At 66.6% G+C, this 14,596-nt stretch carries 14 protein-coding genes; 4 read left to right on the top strand and 10 right to left on the bottom strand.

Features of this window, described 5'->3' with window-relative positions; genetic code table 11:
* Positions 1–83: 83 nt before the first annotated feature.
* The 3 genes from QW881_RS30785 to QW881_RS30775 all read right to left on the bottom strand — a co-directional run bounded on the left by QW881_RS30785 (position 84) and on the right by QW881_RS30775 (position 3,282).
* The gene (locus tag QW881_RS30785) at positions 84–1,436 is read right to left on the bottom strand and encodes a globin-coupled sensor protein (protein ID WP_315758630.1); all 1,353 of its coding nucleotides are present in this window, start codon (positions 1,434–1,436) and stop codon (positions 84–86) included.
* A 232-nt stretch (positions 1,437–1,668) separates the two neighbouring features.
* Complete coding sequence (rpmG, locus tag QW881_RS30780; RefSeq protein WP_015666342.1) at positions 1,669–1,836, bottom strand: 50S ribosomal protein L33; 168 nt, start codon at positions 1,834–1,836, stop codon at positions 1,669–1,671.
* Between the two features lie 120 nt (positions 1,837–1,956).
* Entirely contained in the window at positions 1,957–3,282 is a 1,326-nt protein-coding gene (locus tag QW881_RS30775) for an LLM class flavin-dependent oxidoreductase (protein ID WP_315758629.1), read from the bottom strand.
* A 241-nt stretch (positions 3,283–3,523) separates the two neighbouring features.
* Between QW881_RS30775 and QW881_RS30770 the strand changes: the two genes are divergently transcribed.
* A complete protein-coding gene (locus tag QW881_RS30770; RefSeq protein WP_316159131.1) occupies positions 3,524–4,060 on the top strand; it encodes a RidA family protein in 537 nt (178 codons plus the stop codon).
* 22 nt (positions 4,061–4,082) lie between these two features.
* Here the strand turns inward: QW881_RS30770 and QW881_RS30765 are convergent, their stop codons facing one another.
* Genes QW881_RS30765 through topA form a run of 4 tightly spaced genes read right to left on the bottom strand, consistent with a single transcriptional unit; the run spans position 4,083 to position 10,456 of the window.
* Positions 4,083–4,841: an NUDIX domain-containing protein gene (locus tag QW881_RS30765; protein WP_315758628.1), complete on the bottom strand. Its 759-nt coding sequence runs from the start codon at positions 4,839–4,841 to the stop codon at positions 4,083–4,085.
* A gap of 41 nt (positions 4,842–4,882) precedes the next feature.
* A complete protein-coding gene (locus QW881_RS30760; protein ID WP_315740298.1) occupies positions 4,883–5,326 on the bottom strand; it encodes a DUF983 domain-containing protein in 444 nt (147 codons plus the stop codon).
* On the bottom strand, positions 5,323–7,698 hold the full coding sequence (gene rnr / locus QW881_RS30755) for a ribonuclease R (RefSeq protein ID WP_315758627.1): 2,376 nt from the start codon (positions 7,696–7,698) through the stop codon (positions 5,323–5,325). Before rnr ends, QW881_RS30760 begins: the two co-directional genes overlap by 4 nt.
* 4 nt (positions 7,699–7,702) lie before the next feature.
* Positions 7,703–10,456: a type I DNA topoisomerase gene (gene topA / locus QW881_RS30750; RefSeq protein WP_315758626.1), complete on the bottom strand. Its 2,754-nt coding sequence runs from the start codon at positions 10,454–10,456 to the stop codon at positions 7,703–7,705.
* Between the two features lie 225 nt (positions 10,457–10,681).
* On the opposite strand from topA, the gene QW881_RS30745 reads away from it, so the two are divergent.
* Positions 10,682–10,891 carry a hypothetical protein gene (locus tag QW881_RS30745; RefSeq protein WP_315758636.1) on the top strand — a complete coding sequence of 70 codons (210 nt, stop codon included), beginning with the start codon at positions 10,682–10,684 and terminating at the stop codon, positions 10,889–10,891.
* Positions 10,892–10,904: 13 nt separating this feature from the next.
* Here QW881_RS30745 and QW881_RS30740 read toward each other — a convergent pair whose 3' ends face one another.
* Positions 10,905–11,348, bottom strand: a complete 444-nt coding sequence (locus QW881_RS30740) for a helix-turn-helix domain-containing protein (RefSeq protein ID WP_315740295.1) — start codon at positions 11,346–11,348, stop codon at positions 10,905–10,907.
* Between the two features lie 145 nt (positions 11,349–11,493).
* On the opposite strand from QW881_RS30740, the gene QW881_RS30735 reads away from it, so the two are divergent.
* Positions 11,494–12,267, top strand: a complete 774-nt coding sequence (locus QW881_RS30735) for a glucose 1-dehydrogenase (protein ID WP_315758625.1) — start codon at positions 11,494–11,496, stop codon at positions 12,265–12,267.
* A gap of 75 nt (positions 12,268–12,342) precedes the next feature.
* Here the strand turns inward: QW881_RS30735 and QW881_RS30730 are convergent, their stop codons facing one another.
* Positions 12,343–12,954 carry an FMN-dependent NADH-azoreductase gene (locus QW881_RS30730; RefSeq protein ID WP_315758623.1) on the bottom strand — a complete coding sequence of 204 codons (612 nt, stop codon included), beginning with the start codon at positions 12,952–12,954 and terminating at the stop codon, positions 12,343–12,345.
* Between the two features lie 97 nt (positions 12,955–13,051).
* On the opposite strand from QW881_RS30730, the gene QW881_RS30725 reads away from it, so the two are divergent.
* A complete protein-coding gene (locus tag QW881_RS30725) occupies positions 13,052–13,450 on the top strand; it encodes a helix-turn-helix domain-containing protein (protein ID WP_315740292.1) in 399 nt (132 codons plus the stop codon).
* Positions 13,451–13,453: 3 nt separating this feature from the next.
* Here QW881_RS30725 and dprA read toward each other — a convergent pair whose 3' ends face one another.
* Positions 13,454–14,572 (bottom strand): DNA-processing protein DprA, encoded by a 1,119-nt coding sequence (gene dprA, locus QW881_RS30720; RefSeq protein ID WP_315758622.1) that lies wholly within the window; start codon positions 14,570–14,572, stop codon positions 13,454–13,456.
* Between the last annotated feature and the right edge of the window lie 24 nt (positions 14,573–14,596).

The raw sequence follows: 14,596 nt of genomic DNA, 5'->3' as shown, positions 1-14,596 counted from the left end.
CTTGGAACACTGAAGCTTCGCAACCTCAGCTTCCTCGGTTCAGACCGGATGGACAACCTCCTGGAAGACCACAGCTAGCACGATCAGGCCGCGCGGACCTTGCGCAGGAACTTGTCCAGCTCGTCCTTGAGGTGATCGCTCTCCCGCGACAGCGAGTGCGCGGAGGACAGCACCTGGGAGGAGGCGGTGCCGGTGGCATTGGCCCCCTTGCTGACGTCACCGATGTTGCCGGCGACGCGCGCGGTGCCGCCGGCAACCTCCTGGACGTTGCGCGAGATCTGCCCCGTCGCCGCGCCCTGCTGCTCGACGGCGGCGGCGATGCCGGCGGCGATCTCCGAGATCTGCTGGATGGTGCCGCCGATCTGCTTGATCGAGGCGACCGAGGACTGCGTCGCGTTCTGGATGCCTTCGATCTGCTGGCCGATCTCCTCGGTGGCCTTGGCGGTCTGCGACGCCAGCGCCTTGACCTCGGAGGCAACCACCGCGAAGCCGCGGCCGGCGTCGCCGGCGCGTGCCGCCTCGATGGTCGCGTTCAAGGCGAGCAGGTTGGTCTGGGCGGCGATCGAGGTGATCAGCTTGAGCACGTCGCCGATACGCTCGGCGGTGCGCGACAGCTCGCTGATGCCGACATCGGTCTGCTCGATCTGGCGCACGGCCTCCTTGGCGATGGTGGTCGATTCCCTGACCTGGCGGCCGATCTCATGGACCGAGGAGGTCATTTCCTCGGCGGCCGAGGCGACCGATTGCACGTTGGTCGAGACCTGGCCCGAGGCCGAGGCGGCGCTGGACGACAGCTGCTGGGTCTGCTCGGCGGTCTTGGTCAGCGTGTTGGCCGAGACCTCGAGCGTGCGGGCGTCGGCATGGACCTTGTTGATGATCTGGCCGACGGTGGCTTCGAACTCGTCAGCCATGCGCTGCATCGCGACGTGCTGCTCCGTCTTGGCCGCATCGAGATAGACCGAGATGGCGAGATCCATGTCGATCATCGCCGCCTTGGTGATCGCAGCCTGCAGCTCGGCCTTCTTCTCGCGCGCCGTCTGGCCCCCGAACCAGCGGTCCGCGATCTCCGTCTCGATCGCCTTCTGCAGCCCGGTGACGATCAGCGAATAGCCGGCGATGTACCAGCGCGGCTCCAGCCCCATCCGGTTGTGGGCCATCCCGATCCGGGTCACCGACTTCACATAGGCATCGTCGAACTTCGCGGTCGCCAGCGACATCCAATGATCGTGCTGGGCCTGCTTGGCGTGCCGCATGGCGGCCGGGGTGGAGAACATCTTGGTCAGATGCGGGTACTTGCCGACATGGGCGTAGAACTGCTCCAGCAGCCCAGGCAGCACCTTGCCGATCAGCGGCCGCAGCTCCCGCAGCGCCTCTCTGGTCGCATTGTCGATGCCGATAAAATCGAGACGGGATTGCAAAGTCTGAAGATCGGTCATCGCTGGTCTGCCGGTAAGATAAGGAGGGAGACGCTGCGAGACTCGCGGGTGCGTCGCTACCCCAAAATCGCACAGGTTTGGTTGATGGCTCCTTAAGTCGGGAACGGAGATTCGACCGCGGCGAGTGGACCGATCCGATGCGGGACGGCTCCGGCCGCATCCAGTGGCTGCATCGCGCGCAATAAAAAACGGGGCCGAAACGGCCCCGTTGAAGTCGCAGCAGACCGCGATCTTACTTGATCTTGGCTTCGCGGAATTCGACGTGCTTGCGCGCAACCGGGTCATACTTCTTCTTGACCATCTTGTCGGTCATGGTGCGCGAGTTCTTCTTGGCAACGTAATAGAAGCCGGTGTCGGCCGTCGACACGAGCTTGACCTTGATGGTGACCGCTTTGGCCATGTCTTGAACCTCTGGAATCGGGATCGGGAGTGGGCACCGGCCAAAGAGGGGGCGCCGTTGGCCGGCAACCTACCCAGCCAGCCCCCAAAGTCAAGGTTTGAGGGCCAGATTCTGGGGGCCCTAGGCCGCGAAGAAGCGGTTTTTCGGTCTGGGCAGGCCGAGATTGTCCCGCAAGGTCGGCCCCTCATACGCCGTCCGGAAGATCCCGCGGCGCTGCAGCTCGGGAATCACCTTGTCGACGAAGTCGTCGAGCCCGGCCGGCAGGAATGGGAACATGATGTTGAAACCGTCCGACCCACGGCTTTCCAGCCACTCCTGCATCTGGTCGGCGATCGTCGTGGCGGTGCCGACGAAGGACAGACCGCCATAGCCGCCGACCCGCTGCGCCAGTTGCCGCACCGTGAGCTTGTCGCGCGCGGCGACATCGACCAGGCGCTGGCGGCCGCTCTTGGAGGCGTTGGTCTCGGGGATATCAGGCAGCGGCCCGTCGGGATCGAAGCCGGAGGCGTCGGTGCCGAGGATGACCGAGAGCGAGGCGATGGCGCTGTCGTAATGCACCTTGCTGTCGAGCAGAGCGCGCTTCTCCCTGGCCTCGTCGACGCTGTCGCCGACCACGACGAAGGCGCCGGGCAGGATCTTCAGATGCTCCGGATCGCGGCCGACCTTATCCATGCGGCCCTTGATGTCGGCATAGAGCTTTTGCCCGTCGGCGAGGCTGCCGCCGCCGGTGAACACGGCCTCCGCCGTCTCGGCCGCGAGCTGCTTGCCATCCTCCGAGGCGCCCGCCTGCACGATGACGGGCCAGCCCTGCACGGGACGGGCGATGTTCAGCGGGCCGCGGACTTTCAGATATTTGCCCTTGTGATCGAGCACATGCATCTTGTCGGGATCGAAGAACAGACCCTGCTCGACGTCGCGCACGAAGGCATCGTCGGCGAACGAGTCCCACAGGCCGGTGACGACGTCGTAGAACTCGCGGGCCCGCTTGTAGCGCTCGGCATGCTCCATGTGGTCGTCGAGGCCGAAATTCAGCGCGGCATCCGGATTCGACGTGGTGACGATGTTCCATCCGGCACGGCCGCCGGAGATGTGGTCGAGCGAAGCGAAGCGGCGGGCGACGTGATAGGGCTCGTCGAAGGTGGTCGATCCGGTCGCGATCAGCCCGATGTTCTCGGTGACGGCCGACAGCGCCGAGAGCAGCGTGAACGGCTCGAACGAGGTCACGGTGTGGCTGCGCTTCAGCGCATTGATCGGCATGTTCAGCACGGCCAGGTGATCGGCCATGAAGAAGGCGTCGAACTTGCCGGCCTCCAATTTCCGGATCAGCTGCTTCAGATGCGCGAAGTTGAAATTGGCGTCCGGCCAGGCGCCGGGATAGCGCCACGCGCCGGTGTGGATGGAGACCGGGCGCATGAAAGCGCCGAGCTTGAGTTGACGTGGGGCCATGAAGGTCGTCCGCGAATGATTGCTGTCTTGGGCAGATAGGAACTCGGCCCATGCGTGTCAGCAATCGGCGGCAGAACACGATTTCGTTTTTGGTGGCGGACGTAGCACGCTCATTCCAATGACGTGCCGAGCAAGCGATCCAAACAACGGTGTCATCCCGGCGAACGCCGGGATCCATACTCCGTGAAGGGAATGTGAGGCACAGTCTCGACCATCCGGGCCGATCGAAAGATTCCGCGGTATGGGTCCCGGCGTTCGCCCGGACGACACTTTGTTGTGGGGGTGGACCGCCCGCTCGCCGCGACCAGCATCCACCGGGTATCCTGCCCCTCTGGCAGGGACGAACGGCAACAGTGCTTTCGCACTCATTCACAAGGGAGCCGTCGGCGTGTCAGACCGGCTGAACATCTCCTCAGGCTATCCGTTCGAGGACGTCTATGGCTATGCGCGCGCGGTCCGCGTTGGCGAGCAAATCTTCGTCTCCGGAACGACTGCGCGCGGTCCTGATTTGGATCGCGACGTCTACGCACAGGCGCAAAGCGTAATCGGCCTTATCGCCGAAGCGCTGCAGAAGGCGGGAGCGGAGCTCCGTCACGTGGTGCGTACGGTCGTGTACTTGACCGACATGGCGGATACCGATGCGGTGGCCCTTGCGCATAGCGAAGCGTTCGGGACGATTCGGCCTGCGAGCACGCTCGTGAAGGTCGCAGGTCTCACGCCTGCGACGGCGCGCGTCGAGATCGAGGTGACCGCGATCATTCACGACCGAGCATCGTAGCGGCGCTATACCGAGGATCGCCTCAACCGCCCAGCACGTCCTTCTGCATCTTGCCGCCATAGAAGTGGAAGAACGGCACCGGCGCGTCGTGGCGGAGCGGGCCGGTGGCGAGGCGGCGGTCGAGCTCGTGGAGAACGTTCCTGGTCATCGGGTGCAGATCGGCGAGCGGCTTGGAGCCGAGCTCGACCCAGACCAGCTCGACCAGCTCGGCATCGGCGTGGATCACGCCCTCGACGCGGTGGGTGATGGCGGAGGCATCGGCGGTGAAGAAGCGGGTGTCGAAGCGTTTGATGCGGCCGGGCGGGGTGATGGCGCGGGCGATCAGGAACAGGCCGGAGGGATCGGGCAGCAGGCCGGCCTGGGAAAATGGCGCCCAAGGACCTTCAAGCTTCGGTGCGGGGCTGTCGACCTTGCGTCCCAGGCAGAGACCGGTTTCCTCGCAGGCCTCGCGGATCGCGGCGACGGCCAGCGACTTCGCGCGCGACGCCGTCGTCTGCGGCTTGCCCTTGAACAGATTGGCTTCGAGCTCGGCCGGCATGGGCGCTGCGACCGGGATGCGGTGATCGGTCTTGTCGACGCGGCCGCCGGGGAAGACGAACTTGCCCGGCATGAACACGACCTTGTCGTGGCGCTTGCCGACCAGCACCTTCGGCACAGCGCTGCTGCGATCGACCAGGATCAGCGTCGCCGCATCCCTTGGCTTGGTGTAGGGATGGTGGTCCGCTTCCTTCTCGGCGGGCTTGCCCGCCGGCGCGCCGGTCGCCTGTGCCGTCTCGCTCATGTCCTCCCCGCCTTTTTCTTGCTCGTCGATCGGTCGAATGCTCACACCGGTGGAATGCCCTCCACCGGATTGTCGTCGAAGCCGTGCATGCGGAAGGCCCATTGCAGCCCGACGACGGCGCCCTTGACCGGCTGAATCAAGGCGAGCGCGGCGACCAAGGTCACCGGCAGATAGATCGCGAGTTGCAGCGCCACCGGCGGAGCGTAGTTGGTCTCGATCGAGAGCACCAGCGGCACGATGATGTGGCCGACGATGACGATCACGAGATAGGCTGGAAGATCGTCGGCGCGATGGCCGGAAAAATCCTGGCCGCAGCGGTCGCAGTTGTCGGCGACTTTCAGGAAGGCCCGGAACAGCTTGCCCTCACCGCAGCGCGGGCAGCGGCAGCGCAGGCCGCGCTTCATCGCGGTCCAGACGTCGCGCTTCTCGGCGAGGCCGGTGTCACGTGTCCAGGTTTGCGGCATTGCGTGGGGCGTTGAACTCATGGCGTCCATGATCTGCCTTTCTTCGATGTGCCGGGCTTGCGTTTTGCCCCTGCCTTTTGGCTTTTCTTGCGGCTTTTTTCTTCGTGCTTCGGACGAGCCTCGGATTTGGCCCGCTTGGTCGCCTTGCTCTTCGCCTTGACGGTCGTCTTGCTCTTCGACCGGTCGCGGCGGCCATGCCGCGAAACGAGGACATCCGCCTGGGTCAGGAGCTCGAAGCGCAGCGCGCCGGCCACCGGCTGAGCTTCTACCAGACGCACGTCGACGACGTCACCCAGCCGGTGCATGGCACCGCTGCGCTGGCCGATCAGCGCGTGCCGCGTCTCGTCATAGTCGAAATATTCCGTGCCGAGGGTCCTGATCGGAACCAGGCCGTCGGCGCCGGTGTCATCGAGCTTGATGAACAGGCCGGCGCGGGTGACGCCGGAGATGCGGCCCTGGAAGGTGGCGCCGACGCGGTCGGCCAAGTGATGGGCGATCAGCCGGTCGGCGGTCTCGCGCTCGGCCTTCATCGCACGCCGCTCGGTGACGGAGATCTGCGCCGCGACCTCGGCGAGATGATCCGGCGTCTCGCTGTCGGGCAGGGCGCCGTCGCCGAGGCCCAGCGCGCGCAGCAGGCCGCGGTGCACGACGAGGTCGGCATAGCGGCGGATCGGCGAGGTGAAATGCGCATAGCGCCGCAGGTTCAGGCCGAAATGTCCGTAATTGTCGGTCGAATATTCCGCCTGGGCCTGCGAGCGCAGCACGACCTCGTTGACGAGATGCTCGTAGTCCTGGCCCGCGACCAAGGTCAGCACGCGGTTGAACAGCGACGGCCTGAGCGCGCCGCTCTTGGCGAAGGGCACGTCGAGTGTCTTCAGGAACTCCTGCAGCGCATGGATCTTCTCCACCGTCGGCTCGTCATGCACGCGGTAGATCACAGGCAGCGCCTTCTTCTCCAGCAGTTCGGCCGCGGCGACGTTGGCCGAGATCATGAACTCCTCGATCAGCCTGTGGGCGTCGAGGCGCTCCGGCACGACGACGCGATCGACGGTGCCGTCGGTCTTGAGCAGGATCTTGCGCTCGGGGATGTCGAGGTCGAGCGGATCGCGCGCGTCGCGGCCGCGCTTGGCGACCTCATAGGCCGCATAAAGCGGCTTGAGGATCGGCTCGAGCAGGGGGCCGGTGACGTCATCCGGCTTGCCATCGATCGCGGCCTGCGCCTGCGCATAGGACAGTTTTGCGGCCGAGCGCATCAGCACCCGGTGGAACGAGTGCGACCGCTTACGGCCGTCGGCACCGAGCACCATGCGCACGCCGAGCGCGCCGCGCGCCTCGCCCGGCACCAGCGAGCACAGATTGTTGGAGATGCGCTCCGGCAGCATCGGCACCACGCGGTCGGGGAAGTAGACCGAGTTGCCGCGGATCAGCGCGTCGCGATCGAGTGCCGAGCCCGGCCGTACATAGTAGGCGACGTCGGCGATGGCGACGTGGACAATGAAGCCGCCGACATTGTTCGGATCGGGGTCGGGCGCGGCATGAACGGCGTCGTCGTGGTCCTTGGCATCGGGCGGATCGATGGTGACCAGCGGCAGCTCGCGCCAGTCCTCCCGGCCCTTCAAGGTCGCGGGCTGCGCGGCTTCGGCTTCGGCCACCGCCGCGGCCGAGAAGTCCATCGGGATCTCGTGGGCATGGATCGCGATCAGGCTGATCGCCTTCTCGGTGGCGACCGAGCCGTAGCGCTCCTTCACGCGTCCTGCGGGCAGGCCATAGCCGCGGCCACGCAGCAGGTCGACGCTGATGAGATCGCCGTCCTTGGCGTCCTTGGTGTCGGCGGGGGCGATGGAGAGCTCGCGGCCGGCCTGCTTCTTGTCGACCGGAATGAGGCGGCCGCCGCCGCCGGGATTGCTGCGGAAAATGCCGAGCACGCGCGGCCGCGCCTGATCGAGCACCTTGAGTACGCGGCCGCGATAGGCCACGCCTTCGGCATCCTTGATCGGCTCGACCCGCAGCAGCGCGCGGTCACCGACGCCGGCGGCCGAGCCCGGCCCGGCCCGACGCGGCGTGTGGATGCGGATGCGCGGCGGCTCGGACTGTTCGGCCTCGTCCCATTCGGCCGGCTTGGCGATCAATTCGCCGTCGCTGTCGCGCCCGGTGATGTCGGCGACCAGCGTGGCCGGCAGGGTCGCGGTCTCGACGACCTTCTTGCGGCCGCTCTTCTTCACCGTGCCGTCGGCGACGAGCTCGCGCAGCAACTGCTTGAGCGCGACGCGATCGGCGTTCTTCAGGCCGAATGCGCGGGCGATGTCCTTGGTGCCAACCTTGCCCGGATTGGCGCGGATGAAGGCGACGATGGCCTCCCGCGAAGGGAAGCCGATGTCGCGCTTTTGGGTCATTTTCTCATCCGCGGGCCTTGCCGGCGCTTTTCTTGGGCGTCGCCTTGGTCGCAGGCTTGGCCGAGGTCTTGGCGGCCTTGGCGACGGGCGCACGCGCCTTGCTGGTGGAGTCTGATTTCGGTTTGGCGGCCGCCTTCTTCGCCACGGCCTTTTTCGCCGGCTTCGGCGTGTCGTCGTCACCGCCGGTCTTCGGCTTGGCCTTGCTGGCAGCCTTGGCCGGCTTCGCAGCCTTGCCCTTGGCCTTCTTGCCGCCGCCCTTGGCGGCGCGCTCGTCGAGCAGCGCAATCGCCTCCGCCAGCGTGATCGTGTCCTTCTCCTTGTCGCCGGGAATGGTGGCGTTGACGCCGCCGGCGGTGACATAGGCGCCGTAGCGGCCGGCCTTGACGGCGACGGGGCCGAGCGACGGATGGTCGCCGAGCGCCTTGCCGGGATCGGCGCCGAAGCGCTTGCTCGGTCCCTTGGCGATCTTCTCGGCGATCAGCGTGACCGCGCGGTTGAGGCCGATGTCGAACACCTCGTCGCCGGCCTCCAGGCTCGCATAGGTCTTGTCGTGCTTCACGAACGGCCCGAAGCGGCCGAGATTGGCGATGATCGGCAGGCCCGTCTCCGGATGGATGCCCACCTCACGCGGCAGCGACAGCAGCTTCAGCGCGTAGTCGAGTTCGAGGCTCGCGGGCGAGGTCCCTTTCGGGATGCCGGCGCGCCTGGGCTTTTCGCCCTCGGCGTAATCCTTCTGCTCGCCGAGCTGGATGTAGGGGCCGAAGCGGCCGGCCTTGACGACGACGTCGAGGCCGCTGTCCGGATCCTGGCCGAGCACGCGATCGGCCGTCGCCTCGCTGTCGGCGGCGAGCGGGCGGGTGTAGCGGCATTCCGGATAGTTCGAGCAGCCGACGAAGGCGCCGAACTTGCCGGCCTTGAGGTTGAGCCGTCCGGTGCCGCAGGTCGGGCACTGCCGGACATCGCCACCATCGTCGCGCGGCGGATAGATGTGGGGCCCGAGCATCTCGTCGAGCGCGTCGAGCACCTGCGCCACGCGCAGGTCCTTGATGTCGTCGACGGCGCCGATGAAGCCGGTCCAGAAATCCTTCAGGACCTGCTGCCAGGCGATCTCGTTGTTGGAGATGCGGTCGAGCTGCTCCTCGAGATCCGCCGTGAAATCATACTCGACGTAGCGGCGGAAGAAGTTCTCCAGGAACGCGACGACGACGCGGCCCTTGTCCTCGCCGTGCAGCCGCTTCTTCTCGAGCTTCACATAGCCGCGGTCCTTCAGCACCTGCAGGATCGAGGCATAGGTCGAGGGTCGGCCGATGCCGAGCTCCTCCATGCGCTTGACCAGCGAGGCCTCGGAGAAGCGCGGCGGCGGCTCGGTGAAATGCTGGGTGACCGCGAGATTCTGCCGCTTCAGCGGCTCGCCTGGGCTCATCTGCGGCAGGCGGCGGCCGTCCTCGTCCTCCTCGTCGTCGCGGCCTTCCTGATAGAGGGCGAGGAAGCCGTCGAACTTGATGACCTGGCCAGTCGCGCGCAGCTCCAGGGTGCGGGCGCCCGCCTTGGCGATGATGTCGACGGTGGTGCGCTCCAGCTCGGCGGATTCCATCTGGCTCGCGATCGTACGGGTCCAGATCAGCTCATAGAGCTTGGCCTGGTCGTCATCGAGCCGCTTGCGCAGATCGGCCGGCTTGCGCGACAGGTCGGTCGGGCGGATCGCTTCATGCGCTTCCTGGGCGTTCTTGGCCTTGGCCTGGTACTGGCGCGGGCTCTCCGGCACATATTTGTTGCCGTAGATCTCGCCGATCACCTTGCGGGCCTGGGTGATCGCCGAACCGTCGATCTGCACGCCGTCGGTTCGCATATAGGTGATGAGACCGGTGGTCTCGCCGCCGATGTCGATGCCCTCATAGAGACGCTGCGCGATGCGCATCGTGTGCGCCGGCGCGAAGCCGAGCTTGCGGCTCGCCTCCTGCTGCAGGGTCGAGGTGGTGAAGGGGGCCTGCGGGTTGCGCCGCGCGGGCTTGGCGTCGACGGTCGCGACCGTGTAGCTCGCCGCATTGAGCGCGTTCTTGAAATCCTCGGCTTCGGCGCCGGTGCCGATGTCGAGCCGCTGGATCTTCTTGCCGTCGGCGCCGACGAGGCGCGCCTCGAAGGTGTCACCGCGCGGCGTCGCCAAGGTCGCGATCAGCGACCAGTATTCGCGCGGGACGAACTTCTCGATCTCGAGCTCGCGATCGCAGACGAGGCGCAGCGCGACCGACTGCACGCGCCCGGCCGAGCGGGCGCCCGGCAGCTTGCGCCACAGCACGGGAGAGAGAGTGAAGCCCACGAGGTAATCGAGTGCGCGGCGCGCCATGTAGGCGTCGACCAGCGCGCCGTCGATCTGGCGCGGATGCTTCATCGCCTCCGAGACGGCCTGCTTGGTGATGGCGTTGAAGACGACGCGCTCGATCTTCTGATCCTTGAGCGCACGCTTCTCCTTCAACACCTCCAGCACATGCCAGGAAATCGCTTCGCCCTCGCGATCAGGGTCGGTGGCGAGAATCAGCCGGTCAGCGCCCTTCAGCGATTTGGCGATATCGTTGAGTCGGCCGGCCGCCTTGGGATCGATCTCCCAGATCATGCGGAAATTCTCGTCCGGATCGACGGAACCGTTCTTGGCCGGAAGGTCGCGGACATGACCGAAAGAGGCCAGAACCTCGTAGGAGGAGCCCAGATACTTATTGATCGTCTTGGCCTTGGCAGGCGACTCCACGATGACGATATTCATGTATTCCCAATGGCTTAGTGGAAGGATTGAAGCTGGCTTCGCGGGATTCGCGCCGGCTGCGTTGACCCGAACATGGGTGGTGAGGGGGTTCCTGTCAAATCGAGGGATGTTGAAAGGCGATTGCGTTCGACCGGCGAAGTACCTATCAGGTTGTACGGAGCACGATGAGAATCGTGCTCTTTTGAGGTTGTTTTTCGTCAAATTCCTTATGCTGGGTGACGGTTGTTGGCCAAGGCAGTGGACAAAAGCGACCCGGACGTCGAGATGACGGTGGAGGATCCCGACGCCGCGGCGGCGCTGATCGCCGAGGTGACGGCCAGCCTGTCGCATCTGGCGCAGCGCCATCACCTCGACATGCTCGACTACCTGCTGCGCATGGCGAACCTGGAGGCCGAGGAGCATCTCAGGCTGCGCAGCCGCCACAGGCTCTGCTGACGGCCAGCCGCGCTCAGCGCGGGGCGAGAGCGGTTTCCTCCGGCGCCAGCGTCCGGCCGTCCTCCGCAGTCAGCAGCAGCTTGCGAACCGGCCTGCGGTTCGCGCGGTCGACGAGTGCGGTGGCGATCTCGTCCGGGTGCTCGTCGAATTCCTCGCTCCACTGTCGCAGTGCGACCAGGATCGGAAACAGGCCGCGGCCTTTCGGCGTCAGCACGTAGTCGCGATAGGAGCTGCCATCCGCGGCCGGCTCGGTGGTCAGGATGCCACGATCGACCAGCGCCCGCAGTCGCACCGTAAGGATGTTCTTCGCCATGCCGAGGCTGCGCTGAAATGCGCTGAAGCGGCGCACGCCGAGAAAGGCATCGCGGATGATCAGCAGCGACCACCAGTCGCCGATCGCATCCAGCGACCGCGCGATCGGGCAGGCGTCGCCTTCCAGACTGGTGCGCTTGACCATCACGTCATCCTTGTCCTGTCACCCGCGGGGCGCGGCTGGTACCCCGGCGCGCCCGCGTCAGGTCACGCCCTTGTGTGGTTGCATTATAAAACCGGTCGGCCTATGTCGTCTATTGGTTTAATTATGCAACCATATGGAGGCGGGTGTGAGGCTTGCAAACAAGACGGCACTGATTACCGGCGGCAGTAGCGGCATCGGGCTTGCGACCGCCCGGCGCTTCGTCGCCGAAGGCGCCAGGATCGCGATCACTGGGCGAGATGCCGGGCGGCTGGAGGCTGCGGCGCACGAGCTCGGGCCGAACGCGCTGGCGCTGGTGGCCGATGCCACCGACATCGCCGCGACCGAGGCCGCGGCCGCCCGCGCCGCAGAGCGCTTCGGCAAGCTCGACATCCTGTTCGCCAATGCCGGCATCCCCGGCGCGACCCCGGCCGGAGCAACCAGGCCCGAGGTGTTCGAGCAGGTGATCCGCACCAATCTGACGGGCGTGTTCTTCACCGTGCAGGCGGCGCTGCCTCATCTCAAGGACGGCGCCTCGATCATCCTCAATGGCTCCGTGATCTCGGTGCTGGGCAATCCCGGCTATTCGGCCTACGCCGCGAGCAAGGCTGGGGTGCGCGCGATGGCCCGGGTGCTGGCGTCGGAGCTGTCGCCGCGCGGCATCCGCGTCAACGTGGTTGCGCCGGGCGCGATCCGGACGCCGATCTGGGGCGCCGCGGTCGCGACGCCCGAGGCTGAGAAGACGTTCGAGGCAAGGATCGCGGCGACCACGCCGCTCGGCCATATCGGCGAGCCGGAGAATATCGCCAGCACCGTGCTGTTCCTGGCGTCGGACGATGCCGCGCACATCCAGGGGCAGGAGCTGTTCGTCGATGGCGGCGCCACGAGCTCGCCGGCCGGTGCGCCGATCTATCGGGGGTAGGCGCCAGAGAGCAGCCTGTGGCGAGGCCTCGTCACGGTGAGAGACGGTGGCTGCCGGCGGCAGCCACCGTCTCGATCAGGCAGCGAGATGGCCGACCGTCTGAAGCGCCGTCGCGAGCGCCTGCTCGCGCTGCTCCGGCCCGATCTGGACACCATCGGCCGCGATGAATGTGAGATCCTTGACGCCGATGAAGCTGAAGACCCCGCGCAAATATGTCTCCAGATGTTCGAAGGCGGCCATCGGCGTATCCGCGCCATAACGGCCGCCGCGCGAGATCGCGATGATCACGCGCTTGTCGCCCGCGAGCCCTTCCGGGCCGTTCGGGCCATATTTGAAGGTCTTGCCCGCGACCGCGATGCGGTCGATCCATGCCTTGAGCTGGCTCGGGATGGAGAAATTGTACATCGGAGCCCCGATTACGACGGTATCGGCGCGGAGAAACTCCTCAAGGACCGCCTGACCGGATGTGATGTCCGCCTCGATGGCTGGATCCGCTGCCGCTCCTCCGCGCATGGTCGCGACATGCGCGCCAGACAGATGCAACAGCGGTTCTGCGGCGACATCCCGATAGGTGACCTCGAGGCCCGGCGTCAGCTGGCGGAGCCGCGCGACGATTGCGGCGGACACCTGACGGCTGACGGAGTGGGGGCCGAGCACGCTGGAGTCGACATGAAGGAGTTGGGTCATCGGTCAGTCACCTTGGTATTGGTTTGTAACTGGCGCACTATGAGTGACTGTGCTGTAACTCCACAAGAACGCACTTTTTTGAAACTCGGGCACAGCCATGACACCTGCGAACAGCCCTGATCCTGACCTGCCGGCGGAGCCGGAGCACAATGATTGCCGGGGCGTCGCCTCGATCCTGGCGCGCGTCGGCGACAAATGGAGCGTGTTCGTCATCATGATGCTGCAGGACGGGCCGAAGCGCTTCAACGAGCTCAAGCGCCTCGTGGGCGGCATTTCCCAGCGCATGCTGACCCTGACGCTGCGCGGCCTCGAACGCGACGGGCTGGTGACGCGCACGGTTTTTCCGACCATCCCGCCGCGGGTCGACTATGAATTGACCGATCTCGGCCGCGGCCTGTCGCAGCCCGTGCAGGCGCTCGGGCACTGGGCCATCCAGCACCAGGAGCAGATCGAGCGGGCACGCACGCACTTCGACGCACGCAAGGATGCCGACTGAGCGCTAGGTGAGCGACACCATCCCGCCGCCGTGGCGCTCCAGGCGGCCGGCCAGCTCGAGCTCGAGCAGCACCATGCGCAGCACGGCGGGTGACAGACCGCTGATCCGGATCAGGTCGTCGATCGAGACGGGCGTCGGGCCGAGCAGGGCTGTGATCTGCGCGCGGTCGTGGCTTTCGGGATCGGGGGCGAACAACTCCTCGTCCGGCTCGCGCAGCGAAAAGGGCAGCGGCCGCTCCATGATCGGGCCGACGGCCTGGATGATGTCGGCGGCTTCGGTGACGAGCGCGGCGCCCTGCTTGATGAGATCGTTGGTGCCCGCGCAGCGGGGATCGAGCGGCGAGCCCGGGACGGCGAAGACCTCGCGGCCCTGTTCGCCGGCCATGCGCGCCGTGATCAGCGAGCCCGAGCGATGCGCGGCCTCGACGACGACGACGCCGAGCGAGGCGCCGGAGATCAGCCGGTTGCGGCGGGGAAAGTCGCGGGCGCGCGGCTCGTGTCCGAGCGGCATCTCGGAGATTGCGGCGCCGCTGCCACTGATGATGGCGCCGAGCAGGTCGACGTGCTCCGGCGGATAGATCCGGTCGTGGCCGCCAGCGAGCACCGCGACCGTGCCGCTGCCGAGGCTCGCGCGATGGGCGGCCTGATCGATGCCGCGGGCGAGGCCGGAGATGATGACGAAGCCGGCCTGACCGAGCTCATGGGCGATCTGGCCGGCGAATTTGAGTCCGGCGGCCGAGGCGTTGCGCGAGCCGACGATGGCGATCATCGGGCGCATCAACGTCTCGCGGGCGCCGCGCACCGCGAGCAGCGGAGGCGCATCCTCGCAGGTGGCGAGGCGGGGCGGATAGCCGTCCTCTTCCGGCGCCCGCAGTTCGACGCCGTGTCGTTTGCAGGCTTCGAGTTCGGCCTCGGCTTCTCCGACCGTGCAGATCCGGCCGGCTCCGGCCGCGCCGCCGCGGCGTGCCAGATCGGGCAGCCGGTCGAGCGCCGCGCGCGCGGTGCCGAAATGGTCGAGCAGCGAGCGGAAGGTGCGCGGGCCGACATTGTCGGACCGGATCAGGCGCAGCCGGTCGCGCCGCTCGGTGTCGCTCAGCTCGATCGTCGTGTTGATGGCATCCACGCAAAGCCCCCTTTACCGGGGACT

This window comes from Bradyrhizobium sp. SZCCHNS3016, assembly GCF_032484535.1.
Classification (GTDB): Bacteria; Pseudomonadota; Alphaproteobacteria; order Rhizobiales; family Xanthobacteraceae; genus Bradyrhizobium.
The sequence above is the reverse complement of the archived record's forward strand: the minus strand, read 5'-3'. Positions and strand labels throughout refer to the sequence as shown.

Coding starts and splice junctions, on each gene's coding strand:
- QW881_RS30785 (WP_315758630.1), bottom strand. CDS start 1,436: ATGACCGATCTTCAGACTTTGCAATCCCGTCTCGATTTTATCGGCATC.
- rpmG (WP_015666342.1), bottom strand. CDS start 1,836: ATGGCCAAAGCGGTCACCATCAAGGTCAAGCTCGTGTCGACGGCCGAC.
- QW881_RS30775 (WP_315758629.1), bottom strand. CDS start 3,282: ATGGCCCCACGTCAACTCAAGCTCGGCGCTTTCATGCGCCCGGTCTCC.
- QW881_RS30770 (WP_316159131.1), top strand. CDS start 3,524: ATGGGTCCCGGCGTTCGCCCGGACGACACTTTGTTGTGGGGGTGGACC.
- QW881_RS30765 (WP_315758628.1), bottom strand. CDS start 4,841: ATGAGCGAGACGGCACAGGCGACCGGCGCGCCGGCGGGCAAGCCCGCC.
- QW881_RS30760 (WP_315740298.1), bottom strand. CDS start 5,326: ATGAGTTCAACGCCCCACGCAATGCCGCAAACCTGGACACGTGACACC.
- rnr (WP_315758627.1), bottom strand. CDS start 7,698: ATGACCCAAAAGCGCGACATCGGCTTCCCTTCGCGGGAGGCCATCGTC.
- topA (WP_315758626.1), bottom strand. CDS start 10,456: ATGAATATCGTCATCGTGGAGTCGCCTGCCAAGGCCAAGACGATCAAT.
- QW881_RS30740 (WP_315740295.1), bottom strand. CDS start 11,348: ATGGTCAAGCGCACCAGTCTGGAAGGCGACGCCTGCCCGATCGCGCGG.
- QW881_RS30730 (WP_315758623.1), bottom strand. CDS start 12,954: ATGACCCAACTCCTTCATGTCGACTCCAGCGTGCTCGGCCCCCACTCC.
- QW881_RS30725 (WP_315740292.1), top strand. CDS start 13,052: ATGACACCTGCGAACAGCCCTGATCCTGACCTGCCGGCGGAGCCGGAG.